General features: G+C 74.4%; 13 protein-coding genes. 10 read left to right on the top strand and 3 right to left on the bottom strand.

Annotated features, from left to right (window positions below; all coding sequences use genetic code 11):
- Positions 1 to 36: 36 nt before the first annotated feature.
- Both ACZ6O2_RS17520 and ACZ6O2_RS17515 read right to left on the bottom strand, forming a co-directional pair.
- Positions 37 to 1,056 carry a hypothetical protein gene (locus tag ACZ6O2_RS17520; RefSeq protein ID WP_466023531.1) on the bottom strand — a complete coding sequence of 340 codons (1,020 nt, stop codon included), beginning with the start codon at positions 1,054 to 1,056 and terminating at the stop codon, positions 37 to 39.
- A 10-nt stretch (positions 1,057 to 1,066) separates the two neighbouring features.
- Complete coding sequence (locus ACZ6O2_RS17515) at positions 1,067 to 1,660, bottom strand: hypothetical protein (protein ID WP_350708667.1); 594 nt, start codon at positions 1,658 to 1,660, stop codon at positions 1,067 to 1,069.
- Positions 1,661 to 1,835: 175 nt separating this feature from the next.
- On the opposite strand from ACZ6O2_RS17515, the gene ACZ6O2_RS17510 reads away from it, so the two are divergent.
- The 9 genes from ACZ6O2_RS17510 (at position 1,836) to ACZ6O2_RS17470 (ending at position 12,795) form a co-directional block, all read left to right on the top strand.
- A complete protein-coding gene (locus ACZ6O2_RS17510) occupies positions 1,836 to 2,258 on the top strand; it encodes a Fur family transcriptional regulator (protein ID WP_466023530.1) in 423 nt (140 codons plus the stop codon).
- 32 nt (positions 2,259 to 2,290) lie between these two features.
- Complete coding sequence (locus ACZ6O2_RS17505; protein ID WP_466023529.1) at positions 2,291 to 3,781, top strand: catalase; 1,491 nt, start codon at positions 2,291 to 2,293, stop codon at positions 3,779 to 3,781.
- Positions 3,782 to 4,011: 230 nt separating this feature from the next.
- Entirely contained in the window at positions 4,012 to 6,660 is a 2,649-nt protein-coding gene (locus ACZ6O2_RS17500; protein ID WP_466023528.1) for a sensor histidine kinase, read from the top strand.
- On the top strand, positions 6,660 to 7,082 hold the full coding sequence (locus ACZ6O2_RS17495; RefSeq protein WP_393260927.1) for a roadblock/LC7 domain-containing protein: 423 nt from the start codon (positions 6,660 to 6,662) through the stop codon (positions 7,080 to 7,082). Before ACZ6O2_RS17500 ends, ACZ6O2_RS17495 begins: the two co-directional genes overlap by 1 nt.
- The gene (locus tag ACZ6O2_RS17490; protein ID WP_350708660.1) at positions 7,072 to 7,461 is read left to right on the top strand and encodes a DUF742 domain-containing protein; all 390 of its coding nucleotides are present in this window, start codon (positions 7,072 to 7,074) and stop codon (positions 7,459 to 7,461) included. Before ACZ6O2_RS17495 ends, ACZ6O2_RS17490 begins: the two co-directional genes overlap by 11 nt.
- A complete protein-coding gene (locus ACZ6O2_RS17485; RefSeq protein WP_466023527.1) occupies positions 7,442 to 8,044 on the top strand; it encodes a GTP-binding protein in 603 nt (200 codons plus the stop codon). Before ACZ6O2_RS17490 ends, ACZ6O2_RS17485 begins: the two co-directional genes overlap by 20 nt.
- A gap of 123 nt (positions 8,045 to 8,167) precedes the next feature.
- On the top strand, positions 8,168 to 9,205 hold the full coding sequence (locus tag ACZ6O2_RS17480; protein ID WP_466023526.1) for a lactonase family protein: 1,038 nt from the start codon (positions 8,168 to 8,170) through the stop codon (positions 9,203 to 9,205).
- A 132-nt stretch (positions 9,206 to 9,337) separates the two neighbouring features.
- Complete coding sequence (locus ACZ6O2_RS17475; RefSeq protein WP_466023525.1) at positions 9,338 to 11,098, top strand: VWA domain-containing protein; 1,761 nt, start codon at positions 9,338 to 9,340, stop codon at positions 11,096 to 11,098.
- Between the two features lie 215 nt (positions 11,099 to 11,313).
- Positions 11,314 to 12,795, top strand: coding sequence for a sugar transferase (locus ACZ6O2_RS17470; RefSeq protein WP_466023524.1), 1,482 nt, complete (start codon positions 11,314 to 11,316; stop codon positions 12,793 to 12,795).
- A 15-nt stretch (positions 12,796 to 12,810) separates the two neighbouring features.
- Here ACZ6O2_RS17470 and ACZ6O2_RS17465 read toward each other — a convergent pair whose 3' ends face one another.
- Entirely contained in the window at positions 12,811 to 13,941 is a 1,131-nt protein-coding gene (locus ACZ6O2_RS17465; protein ID WP_466023523.1) for a PP2C family protein-serine/threonine phosphatase, read from the bottom strand.
- A gap of 97 nt (positions 13,942 to 14,038) precedes the next feature.
- On the opposite strand from ACZ6O2_RS17465, the gene ACZ6O2_RS17460 reads away from it, so the two are divergent.
- A complete protein-coding gene (locus ACZ6O2_RS17460) occupies positions 14,039 to 14,578 on the top strand; it encodes a MarR family winged helix-turn-helix transcriptional regulator (protein ID WP_466023522.1) in 540 nt (179 codons plus the stop codon).
- Positions 14,579 to 14,591: the final 13 nt, after the last annotated feature.

Here is a 14,591-nt window from a genome sequence, read left to right as displayed (position 1 = left end):
CGGGCCGGGTCCGACCGGGGGCGCCCGTGGGAGCGGTCAGCGTCCGAGCACGCGGTCGAGGAAGTCGCGGTAGTGGCGGACCGCCATCCGCAACTGCTCGGTGTCGGCCGAGCCGGCGTCCTGCCAGCCGCCCAGCTTGTTCTTCTGTGCGGACAGCGCCGAGGCGAGCGCCTGGATGGCCTCGTCGACCAGCGACTGCGCCTCCCCGGCCGCCGCGCGGGGGTCGTCCACGAACCGCAGCTGGACGTCCCGCCAGCGGTCCCGGAAACCCTGCGCCGCCGCGGGGTCGAAGAGCGTGGCCGGCTCGGCGGCGACGGTCGACCCCGCCGGCCGGGACGTCCCCGCCGATTCCAGCGAGCCGGCGGCGGCATCCGTGCGCCCGGCCGACGCGTGCTCGGCGTCGGGGTCGACCATGGCGGGGGTGGCGCTGCCGTACCCGGGCCCGCCGGCCGCGGCGGTCTCCGGGTCGCCCGTCCAGCCGGTCAGGTCGGTCCGGCGCTCGGGGCCACCGTCGGTGGCGTCCGGCGGCAGCACGCTCGTGCCGCCCCGTGACCCGCCGCGTTCGTCGGGTCGGCCCTCGCCACGCTCACCGGCACCGCGGAACTCGGCGGTCGGGTCGGCCCGGCGCCCCTCCCGCGCGCCGTCCACGGCCCCGTCGCCCGGACGCGCGGTCGACTCCGTACGCGGGTCGACCTCGTCCTCCGGGCGGGGGCTGGCCAGGGCGGACGCGGCCACCGCGTCGCCGACGGTGGTGGCGCCGAAGGCCGTCGGCAGCGGACCCGGCTCGTGGAACTCCGGCCGCCCGCCGTCGGCGTTCCGGTCGCGGGACCGTGCCGCGTCGGCGTCCCGATCGCCGGACCGCTCGTCGTCGGCAGTCCCGCGGCGTGGGGCGCGCTCGCCGGCGACCGCCGGGTCGTCGAACGTGCCCCGGTCGTCGAGGGCGTCCTCGGGCACCTCGGCGCGGCCGGCCTGGTCGCCTCGTGGCGGCACCGGAACCGGCGTGGAGCGGACGGCCTCGGGGTGCTCGTTGCCCACCCGCTGCTCTTCCTGTCGCATCGCGGTCTCCTCAGCGGCTCGTGACGTCGTGCTGGCTGTCCGGACTGCGCTGCTCGGGCGGCCGGTGCCCGACCGGCTCCTCGCCGAGCAGGTCGGCGAAGAGGGCCCGGTAGTGGACCACGGCCTGGCGGAGCTCCTCGGTGCTGGCCTCGCCGCGCGAGTTGCGCAGGTGGATCTCGTGGGCGTCGCGGTAGTGGCCCAGCGTGCGGGCGTGTTCCACCGAGAGGTGGGCGATCTGGTCGGAGAAGTCGCCGGTCGGGTAGCCCCGTTCGGCGATGAGCCGGGTGACCAGTTCGTCCGCGTCGCCCACGGTCTCGGCGGGGGAGTCCACGAAGCGGACCTGGATCTCCTCCCAGGCGGCGGCGTACCGGGCGCGGGACTCGGGGGCGAGGGGGGTGAGCGTGAGTTCGGCGTGGCGGCGCTCCCGCTCGCGCAGCTCCCGCTCGGCGGCGGTTCGGCTGTCCCGTTCGGCGACGGCGCGGTCGTACTCGGGACCGAACCGCGACCGCAACGCCCGACGGCGGGCGTACGACCGGGCGGCCACGGCCAGCGCCGCGATCACCAGCACGACGAGAACTATGACGATTACCTGCGTGGGCGACATGGCTCCTCCTTCGGCCAGTGGTATTCCCTCCGCTCCGTGATCGCCAATCCCGTTCCTCGGCACTTTCCTGACGAACCCGACCTGGCGGCATTCCCCGTACCGACATGACGAGTCGCACAGAGTGATCGCGGCGCGAAAACTTGACTCATTCCAGAAAAGGCGCTTGGGTGGGGTGATGCCGGTCGAGACCGACGTCGAACGCCTCCGGGCCGCCGGGTTGCGGGTCACGCAGCCCCGGCTCGCGGTGCTCGCGGCGGTACGCGACCGGCCGCACCTGGATGCCGACACGATCACCCGGCTCGCCCGGGTCCGCCTCGGGCGGATCTCGGTCCAGGCCGTCTACGACGTCCTGCACGCGCTCACCGCGGCGGGACTGCTGCGCCGGTTCGCCCCGGCCGGCGGGCCGGCCCGCTACGAGCTGGCCGGGGACGACCACGACCACCTGGTCTGCCGGGAGTGCGGGGCGATCGTCGACACCCGCCGCAACCGGGCCCCCGGGCCCTGCCTCGACCCCGGGGGCGCCACCTTCGCCGTGAAGTCCACCGAGGTCACCTACTGGGGCCGGTGCCCCACGTGCCAGCAGCAGCACCACCGGTGACGTCAGCCGTCACACCGACCAGGAGGAGCGCCATGAGCGACCCGCAGGCCAGCAAGCCGATCCTCACCACCCGTCAGGGTCACCCCGTGCACAACAACCAGCAGCAGCGGACGGTCGGTTCGCGTGGCCCGGCGACGCTGGAGAACTACCACTTCCTCGAGAAGATCAGCCACTTCGACCGGGAGCGCATCCCGGAGCGGGTGGTGCACGCGCGCGGCTTCGTCGCGCACGGCGAGTTCGAGGCGTACGGGACGATCGGCGACCAGCCGGCGTCGACGTACACCCGGGCCAAGCTGTTCCAGACCAAGGGCAAGAAGACCCCGGTCACCATCCGCTTCTCCACCGTCATCGGCGGCCGGGACTCCTCCGAGGCGGCCCGCGACCCGCGCGGCTTCGCCGTGAAGTTCCGCACCGACGACGGCAACTGGGACCTGGTGGGCAACAACCTCCAGGTCTTCTTCATCCGCGACGCGATCAAGTTCCCCGACGTGATCCACTCGCTGAAGCCGGACCCGGTGACCTTCCGCCAGGAGCCCAACCGGATCTTCGACTTCATGTCGAACACGCCCGAGTCGATGCACATGCTGACCTGGCTCTTCTCCCCGTACGGCATCCCGAAGAACTACCGGACCATGCGCGGGTCCGGGGTGAACACCTACCGGCTGGTCAACGCCGCGGGCGCGGGCGTGCTGGTCAAGTTCCACTGGCTGTCGCAGCAGGGCGAGCACAACCTCACCCAGGCCGAGGCGGACGCCATCCAGGCCACCGACCTGGGTCACGCGTCCAAGGACCTCTACGAGGCGATCGAGCGCGGCGAGTACCCGAAGTGGGAACTCAACGTCCAGGTCATGAGCGACGACGAGCACCCGGAGCTGGACTTCGACCCGCTCGACGACACCAAGATCTGGCCGGAGGAGGACTTCCCCTACCTGCCGGTCGGCATGATGACGCTCAACCGCAACATCACCGACCACCACAACGAGAACGAGCAGATCGCCTTCGGCACCGGCGTGCTGGTCGACGGGATCGACTTCTCCGACGACAAGATGCTGGTCGGCCGCACGTTCTCCTACTCGGACACCCAGCGGTACCGGGTCGGCCCGAACTACCTCCAGCTGCCGGTCAACCGGCCGCGCGAGGACGTGGTCGTCAGCACCAACCAGGGCGGCGGCCAGATGTCGTACGGGGTGGACAACCGGGGCGGCAACCCGCACATCAACTTCGAGCCGTCCTCGGTCGCCGGGCTCCGGGAGGCCGACGAGTCCTACCGGGAGTACCGCCCGTTCGTCTCCGGTCAGGTCATGAAGGCCCCGATCGAGCGGCAGAACAACTACTCCCAGGCAGGCCGCCGCTACCGCGAGATGGCCGACTGGGAGCGCGACGACCTGATCCTCAACCTGACCACCCTGCTGGCGCAGTGCGACAAGCACATCCAGGAGAAGATGGTCTGGCACTTCAGCCAGTGCGACGAGGAGTACGGCCGCCGGGTCGCCGAGGGTCTCGGCATCTCCGTCAGCGCCTGATCCGCACCACCCACCGAACGCCCCGCCGGCCCCCGGCGGGGCGTTCGTCCGCTGTGGACGTCCGTCCGGTAGGCCCGACGCGACGGACGGTAGTGCATCGGGCGGGATTTACGTATCCTGCCCAAGGCGTCCGCCGGACGGGCCGGCACCGTGGGCCGTGACCGTCCGACCCGGACGCTGCCCGGCCGGCGCCGGAGCCCCCGCAGCCACACCTTCCGGGCGAGGTCTGATTGAAATCCCGCGACTGGCCGATCCGCTCCAAGCTGACCGCGCTGGTCGTCGTCCCGGTGACCGCGCTGCTGGCGCTCTGGATCTTCGCCACGACGCTGACCTTCGGGCCGGCCCTCGACCTGCTCGCCGCCCGGACCCTCCTCTACGACCTCGGCCACCCCGGCGAGGCGGTGGTGGCCGAGCTGCAACGGGAGCGCCGGCTCTCGGTGGTGCACCTGGCCGGCGGGGACGTCGCGCCCGGGCTCGCCGAGCAGCGCCAGCGGACCGACCGCGCGGTCGCCGAGCTGCGCCGCCGGGTCGGCGGGGAGGAACTGCGCGACGCCGCCGGCGACCACCTCGACACCCGGGTCGACCACCTCGTCACCGCGCTGGACGCGCTGCCCGCCGGGCGGGGGTTCATCGACCGGCGCGAGGTCGACCGGGCCGGCGCGGTCGGGCTCTACAGCGGGATGATCTCCTCGGCCTTCCAGGCGTTCTCGGCCATGGCGAACCTGCCCGACCGGGACCTGAACCGTCAGGCGCTCGCCGTCACCGCGCTCGGCCGTAGCCGGGAACTGCTCGGCCAGACCGACGCCCTGCTGGCCGGGGCGTTCACCGCCGGCCGGTTCGCCGAGGGCGAGCACACCCAGGTCGTGCAGACCATCGCCAACCAGCGGTTCCTCGCCGAGGCGGCGGTCGCGGACCTGCCCGATGCGGAGCGCGCCGCGTTCCAGCGGCTGACCGAGGGGGAGGTCTTCGGCCGGCTGCGGACGATGCAGGACGCCCTGGTCGGCGCCCGGTCGTCGACCCGGCCGGCGGTGGACCCGGCGCAGTGGCAGGCCAGCTACGAGGCCGTGCAGCAGGCGCTGCGGGAGTTCGAGCTGGCCCAGGCCGACGGGCTCGCCGACCGGTCGGTGCCGACGGCCGTCGGCATCCTCGTCCGGCTCGCCGCCGCCGGCGTGCTCGGCCTGGCCGCCGTCGTGGTCTCGGTCCTGGTGGCGCTGCGGGTCGGTCGTTCCCTCGCGCAGCGGCTCACCGGCGTACGCACGGCCGCGCTGGACATGGCCGAACGCCGGCTGCCCGACGTGGTGGCCCGCCTGCGCCGGGGCGAGCAGGTCGACGTCGCCCGGGAGGCGCCCGCGCTGGAGTACGGCGGCGACGAGATCGGCCAGGTGGCGCGGGCCTTCACCGAGGTGCAGCGGACGGCGGTCCGCTCGGCCGTCGACGAGGTCACCCTGCGCCGGGGGCTCAACGAGGTCTTCCTCAACATCGCCCGTCGCAGCCAGGGGCTGGTGCACCGGCAGCTCGCCCTGCTCGACCGGATGGAGCGGCACACCGAGGACCCGGACGAGCTGGCCGAGCTGTTCCGCGTCGACCACCTCGCCACCCGGCTGCGGCGGCACGCGGAGGACCTGGTCATCCTGGCCGGCGCCGCCCCCGGGCGGGGCTGGCGCAACCCGGTCGCGATGGTCGACCTGATCCGGGGTGCCATCTCCGAGGTGGAGTCGTACGACCGCGTCGACATCGCCGCCGTGCAGCCCGGCGGCGCGCTGGGGCGGGCCGTCGGCGACGTGATCCACCTGCTCGCCGAGCTGATCGAGAACGCCACGGCGTTCTCCCCGCCGCACAGCCGGGTGGAGGTCTCCGGACAGCACGTGGCCAACGGCTACGCCGTCGAGGTCACCGACCGCGGCCTGGGCATGACCGCCGCCGCGCTGGAGGACGCGAACCGGCGGCTTGCCCGGTCCCCCGACTTCGAGCCCGCCGAGACGGCCCGCCTCGGCCACTTCGTGGTGGCCCGGCTCGCCGCCCGGCACGGGGTCCGGGTTCGGCTGCGCCCGTCCGACGGAGGCGGGTTGACCGCCGTCGTGCTCATCCCCGCCGACCTGGTCACCGACGAGCCGTCCCTGCTGCCCGAGGGTGTCGCCCCGCCGGAGCACCAGTCCGGGGCGACGCCGGAGGAACGGCGGATGGCCCGGGCGAGCCGGCTGAGCACGCTGTCCCGGCCCCGTTCCGCCCGAGCCGCCGAACCCGGCGCGACGCCGCCCTCCGCAGCCCCGCCCTCCGCAGCCCCCGCCTCCGCCGCGCCGGACCAGCCCGGTCGCGCCGCCGCCCCGGCCCCGGCCGCGTCCGGCGTCGGGGGCCCGGCCTCCGCCGGCCCGGACCGGGCCGCCTCCGCGTCCCGAGACCCAGCCCTCGCCGGCCGGGTGCCCGGAGGTCCCGGCCCCGCCGAGAGCGCCGGGGAGATCGACGGGCTGCCGCGTCGGGTGCGGCGCCACGGGCCGGCCGTCCGACGGCGGTCGACGCCGGACGCCCCCGGGGGCGGTCCGGCGGTCGGGCACCCCGCGGCGGCCCGGCACCCGGTCGTCGACGGCCCGGCGCCGCGGCCACCGGTGATCGAGAGCCCGACCCCGCGCACTCCGGAGGAGGCGCGGCGCGCCATGTCCGCCCTACAGGCGGGCACCGCCCGTGGCCGCGCCGCGGCCGGCGGCGCGACGGCTGACGGGGCCCTGGCCGCCAGCGCCCCGGCGGCCGGCGGCGACGCACCGGAGCAGGCCGCCGAGCCGACCCCGACCCAGACCCCGACCCCGACCCCGACCCCGACCCCGACGCCGGCCGAGCCGCCGGCGGAACCGGACCCCGTGACCGCGACTGAGAGGGACGCCTGATGCTGCATCCGACGAGGCAGAGCGCCGATCTCGACTGGTTGCTCGACGACCTGGTGGAACGGGTGCCGCCCGCCCGCCAGGCGGTGGCGCTGTCGGCCGACGGGCTGCTGCTCGGCTCCTCCACCAACCTGGACCGCGCCGACGCCGAGCACCTGTGCGCGCTGGCGTCCGGCTTCTCGAGCCTGGCCCGGGGCGCGAGCCGGCAGGTGGCCGGCGGGGCGGTCCGGCAGACCGTGGTGGAGATGGAGTCGGCGTACCTCTTCGTCACCGCCGCCGGGCAGGGGGCCTGCCTCGCGGTGGTCAGCGACGCGGACGCGGACATCGGCCTGGTGGCGTACGAGATGGCGATGCTGGTCACCCGGGTGGGGGAGTACCTGAGCGCCCCGGCCCGGTCGGCGGCGGGGGCTGCCGATGCGGGCTGAGTCCCCCGGGCCGCAGCACGAGTGGCTCGACGACGACGCCGGTCCCGTCGTGCGGCCCTACACCCTCACCGGCGGGCGGGTCCGGTCGTCCGCGGACGGCTTCGACCTGGTCGCGTACGTGCTGGCCGACCCGGCCGCCGACCCGGCCGCCCACCCGGAGCTGCACCCCGAGCACCGGCGCCTGGTGTCGCTGGCCGCCCGGCCGGTGCCCGTCGCCGAGTTGGCGGCCGAGCTGGACCTCGCGCTGGGCGTGGTCCGCGTCCTGCTCGGCGACCTGCTGGCCCGGGGACTGGTCGCGGTGCACCAGCCGACGGCCGCCGCCTACCTGCCCGACGACGACATCCTCAAGGCGGTGGTCAGTGGACTCCGTGCGCTGTGACGAGGCCGGTTCCGCTCCCCGGATCCCGCTCGCGCTGAAGATCCTCATCGCCGGGGGCTTCGGCGCCGGCAAGACGACGCTGGTGAGCGCGCTCAGCGAGGTCCGGCCGTTGCAGACCGAGGAGATCCTGACCGGGGCCGGGGCCGACACCGACGACCTGTCCGGCGTCGAGGCGAAGTCGACCACGACGGTGGCGATGGACTTCGGCCGGATCACGATCAACGACGACCTCCAGGTCTACCTGTTCGGCACCCCGGGCCAGGACCGCTTCTGGTTCCTCTGGGACGAGTTGGCCTTCGGGGCGCTCGGCGCGGTGGTGCTCGCCGACACCCGTCGCCTGGCGGACTGCTTCCCGTCGATCGACTACTTCGAGCAGCGGGGCATCCCGTTCGTGGTGGGGGTGAACTGTTTCGACGGCGCCCGGCGGTTCAGCCTGGAGACCGTACGCCAGGCGCTGGACCTCGACCCCGACGTGCCGCTGGTGCTCTGCGACGCGCGGGACCGGCAGTCCGGCAAGGAGGTGCTGATCGCCCTCGTCGAGCACGTGGCCCGGCAGCGCGGCGAGCCGGTGCCGGCGGCCTGAGCCCCGCCGGCGCGGCCGGTCACGTCGACCGGCCGCGATTCGGCGCGGCTTTCGGGCCAAGGAGCCGGCGCAGGGGGAAGCCTCTGGTTGGATCGACGGAGGAATCGGCGGAGGGCGGAACCGGTGGCGGAGCAGGGCGCGGTCGTCCACATCGGCGGCTACACGGCACACGGCGGGGGCCGGGCCACCGGCATCGTCGCGGCGCGGCGGGACCCGGGCTCCGGCGAGCTGTCCCCGCTCGGCACCGTCGCGGTCACCCCGGCGCCCTCCTTCCTCGCCCGGCACCCGCGGCTGCCGGTGCTGTACGCGGTCAACGAACTGCCCGACGGCGAGGTCAGCGCCTTCCGGGTGGCCGCCGACGGCGACCTCACCCCGCTCGGCACCCGGTCCACCGGGGGCGCGGAGCCCTGCCACCTGGCGGTCGTCCCGGACGGCGGCCACCTCGTCGTGGCCAACTATGGCGGCGGCAGCGTGGCGGTGTTCCCGCTCGGCCCCGACGGGGTGCCCGGCGAGCGCAGTGACCTGGTGCGGCACGAGGGGCAAGGGCCGGACCCGGAGCGTCAGGCCGGCGCCCACGCCCACATGGTCAACCCCGACCCGGGCCGGGGCCCGCTGCTCGCGGTCGACCTCGGCACCGACTCGATCTACCGCTACGACCTGGACGCCGCCTCCGGTCGGCTGGTGCCCCGGGCGCCCCGGGTGCGGGCGGCCGCCGGCTCCGGCCCCCGGCACCTGGCCCGGCACCCGGACGGCCGGCGGTGCTGGGTGGCGGGGGAGCTGGACGCCTCGGTGACCGCGTACGAGCTGACCGCCGAGGGTGCCCTGCACCAGCGGGGCCGGGTCGACGCCAGCGACCGGCCCGGGCACGTCCAGCCGTCGGAGATCGCGGTCGGCCCGGACGGCCGCTTCCTCTACGTGGCCAACCGCGGGGTGGGCACGGTCGCGGTCTTCGCCCTCGCCGGCGAGCTGCCGGAGATGGTCGCCGAGGTGGACACGGGTGGGGAGTGGCCGCGGCACTTCGCCCGGGCGGGGGAGTACCTCTACGTGGCCGACGAGCGGGCCGACATGGTCCGGGTCTTCCGGGTGGACGCGGCCACCGGTGTCCCGGCCCCGGTCGGGGAGCCGGTGCCGGTACCCAGCCCCACCTGCGTCCTGCCCTGACCAGGCCAGATCAACGCGCCGAGGCGGGGCGGTTACTCATCGTCGACAATTTGGTGGTCAACTGTATCTCCTGCGTAACTTTCGTCCGAACGGTTGTGGCAGCTACCAGGGCGGGTACGCAGTATGGTCAGCGTGTCAGCAGGCCGCCATCGCATGCGTACCAACGTTCACGCAGCTACCGCCGCCGCTGCCGTCGGCGTGCTCGCCGTGACGGCCGGCGGCTGGTTCGGCTACCAGCAGCTGGCGCAACCGGACTGCTCCGGCAGGATCGAGCTCTCCGTCGCCGTCGCCGACGAACTCGCCCCCGCCGTCGACGCGGCGGCCGCGCAGTGGGTCAAGGACGGGGCCGCGGTCGGCGGGACCTGCATCGCGGTGAAGGTCTCGGCCTCCGACCCGGTCGACGTGGCCGCGACGGTCGCCGCCAAGCACGGTGTCACGCTGGCCGGCGTCGGGCAGGCCAGTGGCACGGCGGTCAGCCCGGACGTCTGGGTGCCCGACTCCTCCACCTGGCTGCTGCGGCTCAAGACCGGCGGCGCCACCGCCTTCGACCCCGGCAACGGCACGTCCATCGCCCGCAGCCCGGTGGTCGTGGCGATGCCGGTGCCGATCGCCTCGCGGCTGGGCTGGCCGCAGAAGAAGTTCAGCTGGACCCAGCTCCTCCAGCAGGTCCAGAGCGACAAGCCGCTGCGTACCGGCATCGTCGAGCCGACCCGCGACGCGGCGGGCCTGTCCGGCCTGCTCTCGCTGACCACCGCCGCCAGCGCCACCGGCGGCCCGGACGCCGAGAAGGACAAGGTCGCCGCGCTGCGGGCGCTGGCCACCGACCGCTCGGCGCTGCGGCCGGACCTGCTCGCCCGGTTCCCCACCGCGTCGGACGCGACGACGATCGCCAGCAGCCTCGGCGCGGCGGCGCTGTCCGAAGAGGACGTGATCCAGTACAACAGCAAGAAGCCGCCGGTGCCGCTGGCCGCGCTCTACCTGGAGCCGGCGCCCGCGCCGCTGGACTACCCGTACGCGGTGCTGCCCGGCATCGAGCCGGCCAAGGCGTCGGCGGCGCGGGTGCTCTACGAGGTGCTCACCACCGCCGACTTCCGCGACAGGCTGGCGGCCCAGGCGCTGCGGGCGCCGGACGGCAACTGGGGCGCGGGCTTCGACGCCCCGCAGGGCGCACCCAGCCCGGCTGGCGGCGCGTCGGCCCCGCCGGCGACCGGCGGCACCGCAGCGACCGGCGGGCCCGACCCGCAGAACATGGACCGCGCGCTCTCCAGCTGGTCGATCGCCACCCAGTCCGGCCGGATGCTCGCCGTCATCGACGTCTCCGGCTCCATGAAGGAGAAGGTGGCCAACGCCGGCAACGCGACCCGGCAGCAGGTCACCGTGGAGGCGGCCCGGCGCGGGCTGAACCTCTTCGACGACTCCTGGTCCATCGGCCTCTGGACGTTCTCCACCGAGCTGGTCGGCTCCCGCGACCACCAGGAGTTGGTCGCCATCGGGCCGCTGTCGCGGCAGCGCGGCAAGCTGGAGCAGGCGCTCGGCTCGATCCGGTCCTCCAGCGGCAGCACCGGCCTCTACGACACCATGCTGGCGGCGTACCAGAAGGTGCAGGACAACTGGGAGCCGGGCCGGGTCAACTCGATCGTGCTGTTCACCGACGGCAAGAACGAGGACTCCGACGGCATCACCCAGCAGCAGCTGCTGGCCGAACTCAACAAGATCAAGGATCCGGAGCGGCCGGTGCAGGTCGTGATCATCGGTATCGGCGGCGACGTCAGCAAGGCCGAGCTGAAGTCGATCACCGACGTGACCGGCGGCGGCGCCTTCGTCACCGAGGACCCGACCAAGATCGGCGATATCTTCCTCCGGGCGGTCGCGCTGCGCAAGGCCCCGGCCTGACCGACGGAACAGGGCGTGCAGGGCCCGTCGTACCGCCGGATCCGGTACCGCGGGCCCTTTTCGGCCACCGGCCCCTTCGGGAAAAGTGACGGCAATACGTCGGAAGCGATCGTCCACCGTGGTTGTCGGGGCAGGATTTCGTAGTGCTCCGCGGCCGGCCCGCGACGGGGTCGGTCGGCGACCGGGGCCGTCGGCATGCGAAGTGGGGAGGGCCGGTGACCTCGGCGACGCTGTTGACCCCCGCCCGAGCGGCGTCGCCGGACCAGCCGTGGTCCGGGCAGACGGCCCGCACCGACGAGCGCGCCTACGTCCGCTCCCTGGTGGTGCTGGACACCACGATCCTGACCATCGCCGTGCTCATCGGGTACGTGGCCCGCTTCGGCGGTGACACCCCGGGCGGTTCGAAGGTCCCGTACGTCGTGGTGGCTCCGGGGCTCGTCGTCGCCTGGCTGATCTCGCTCCGGGTGCTGCGCTGCTACGACGACCGGGTCCTCGGGTACGGCGCGGACGAGTACCGGCGGGTCAGCGCCGCCAGCCTGCGCCTCGCCGGTGGCATCGCGATCGTCGGCTACATCGCCGACGTCGGCGTCTCCCGGGGCTTCCTGGGCATCTCGTTCGCGGTCGGCGCCGTCGGTCTGGAGGTGGCCCGGTTCGCCGCGCGCAAGCGGCTGCACCGGGCGCGGTCCCGGGGCGCGGGCTGGTCGCGCAAGGTGCTGGTGGTCGGCGACACCGCGCACGTGCTGGAGCTGGTGCACACCCTGCGCCGCGAGCCGTACGCGGGCTACCAGGTGGTCGGCGCGTGCATCCCCGACGCGCTGCTCGCCCCGGTCGCCCAGCGGCTGGGCGACGTGCCGGTGGTCGGCTCGTTCCGGGGCATCCCCGAGGCCGCCACCGCCATCGGCGCGGACACGGTCGCGGTGACCGCCTCCGGCGAGCTGACCGCCACCCGGCTGCGGCGGCTGGGCTGGCAACTGGAGGGCACCGGCGTCGACCTGGTGGTGGCGCCCGCGCTGACCGACGTCGCCGGCCCGCGCATCCACACCCGGCCGGTCGCCGGCCTGCCGCTGATCCACGTCGAGGCGCCCGAGTTCCGCGGCGCCCGCAAGCTGGTCAAGGGCTTCGTCGACCGGGCGGCCTCCTCGCTGGCCCTGACGCTGCTGCTGCCGCTGCTGGCCGTCATCGCGCTGGCGATCAAGCTCGACAGCCGGGGGCCGGTGCTGTTCCGCCAGACCCGCGTCGGGCAGGGCGGCCGGGAGTTCGGCGTCTACAAGTTCCGCACCATGGTGGTGAACGCCGACGCCCTGCTGGCGGAGCTGGCCTCTCGCAACGAGACCGACGGCCTGATGTTCAAGATGCGCGACGACCCGCGGGTGACCCGGATCGGCCGGCTGCTGCGCAAGTGGTCGCTGGACGAGCTGCCACAACTGGTCAACGTCCTGTTCGGGCAGATGAGCCTGGTCGGCCCCCGCCCGCCGCTGCCCTCCGAGGTGGCCCGCTACGACGGGGACGTGGCCCGCCGGCTGCTGGTCAAGCCCGGCATGACGGGGCTCTGGCAGGTCAGCGGCCGGTCCGACCTCAGCTGGGAGGACGGCATCCGGCTCGACCTCTACTACGTGGAGAACTGGTCGCTCGCGGCCGACCTGACGATCCTCTGGAAGACCTTCGGTGCCGTGATCAACAGTCGCGGGGCGTACTGACCCGCCCCGGTGGGGTCAATCCTGCGGGCCGGTCCAGTCCAGGCACACCACGACCGCGTCGTCGACCAGGTCACCGGCGACGAACGCGCGCAGGTCGCCGATCAGCGAGCGCACCGCGTCCAGCGGCTCCATCGGCCCGGTCCGGCGCAGGAACCGGTCCAGCGCGGTCTCGCCGTACCGGACGTCCTGCCCGGTGGCGTCGACGACGCCGTCGCTGACCACGAAGAGCCGGTCGCCCCGGCACAGCTCGAACCGCTGCTCGTGGTAGTCGGTGGCCTCGAACATGCCGAGCGGGAACTGCGCCTCCAGCGGCAGCTGGTGGACCTCCCCGTCGCGCAGCAGCACGAGGCGGGGCGACCCGGCGTCGACCACGGTCAGCACGCCCGAGCGCAGGTCGAGGGCCATCAGCAGCGCCGCGAGGTGCTGGTCGCCGCGGTGCAGGTCGTAGATGGCCTGGTCGGCGAGGGCCGCCTGGTCGGCGAGGCCGAGCCCGGCCCGGCGGGCGTTACGCAGCGCGTACGTGGCGAGCGAGGTGAGCATCGCGGCGGCCACCCCCTCGCCCGTGCCGTTGATGGTGGACAGCCAGACGCGCTCCCCGTCGTCGGACCAGTCGAAGCTGTCGCCGCGCACCGCGTACGCCGGTTCGAGCTGCCCGGCGAGGCTGAACGAGGGCCGGATCCGGCTGCGGCCGGGCAGCATCTCCCACTGCATCTCGGCGGCGAGGGTGAGCCTCCTGCTGCGCCGCGCGGCCCGGTAGACGTCCGTGCCGGCGCTGACCGCGGCGATCTCGTGGGCCAGCGCGGTGGCGGTCTCCGCCAGCTCGTGGAGCGTCCCCGGGTCGCCGGGGGCCGGTGCCACCCGCAGCACCCCCCGGCGTTCCCCGCGCATCGACACCGGCAGGTACGCGGTGTCGTCGGCGACGATCGGGGTCTGGTGGTCGAAGCAGCGCCAGGCGGGGTGCCCCGGGCTGGTGACCGTCTCCCCGTCACCGAGCGGCAGCAGCGCCGACAGCCGGTAGTCGACCTGGAGGAGCTGCACCCGGGTGATCCCGTAGGCCCCGGCCAGGGTGTCGGCGACCCGGTCCAGCAGGAGATCGGCGGGCGCCTCGTTGAGGGCGCGCCGTACCCGGTTGACCGGTTCGCTCATCCATCGCTCCTTGGTCGCGAGCCCGCACCAGCGGTTTCGGAGTAGTCTCGGGCGCACCATGGCGGAAGTGCACGGTCCCCAGGGGCCCCAGACGAGTATGGCTGCCGAGCTCGACGCGGTGGCCGACGCCCTGCTGACGGTCTGGGAGGCCGCGCGGGAGCGCACGACCAGCCGTGTCTCCGGCGCCCAGCTGCGCGCGATCATGCTGGTCGAGCAGCACGACGGGATCAACCTCCGCCGCCTGGCCACCGGGCTCGACATGCTGCTCTCCTCCGCCAGCCGGCTCTGTGACCGGCTGGTCGCCGCCGGCATGCTGGAACGCGAGCCCGGCCGCCTCGACCGGCGGGAGATCTCGCTGCACCTCACCCCGGAGGCCCACCGGCTCCTCGCCGAGCTGCGCGACGACCGGCGCCAGCAGCTCGCGGCGATCCTCGGCGACATGACCCCCGAGGGGCGGCAGGCCCTGCTGGGGGGCATGCGGGAGTTCGACGAGGCGGCGCGTCGCCGCCACGCGTCCGTCCAGTCCGTCGAGCCGGCCGGCCCCTGGTCCGACGCGGGCGGCCGGGCGGAGCCTCCGGCCGGCCTACCGAAGCAGGAGTGGCCCGGCGACGAGCCGAGGGTGGCCAGGACGGCCTGACCCGCGGGCGGCA

It is taken from the genome of Micromonospora sp. NPDC048040, assembly GCF_055587185.1.
Note: the sequence above shows the minus strand (reverse complement) of the source record. Positions and strands in the feature narration are given on the sequence as shown.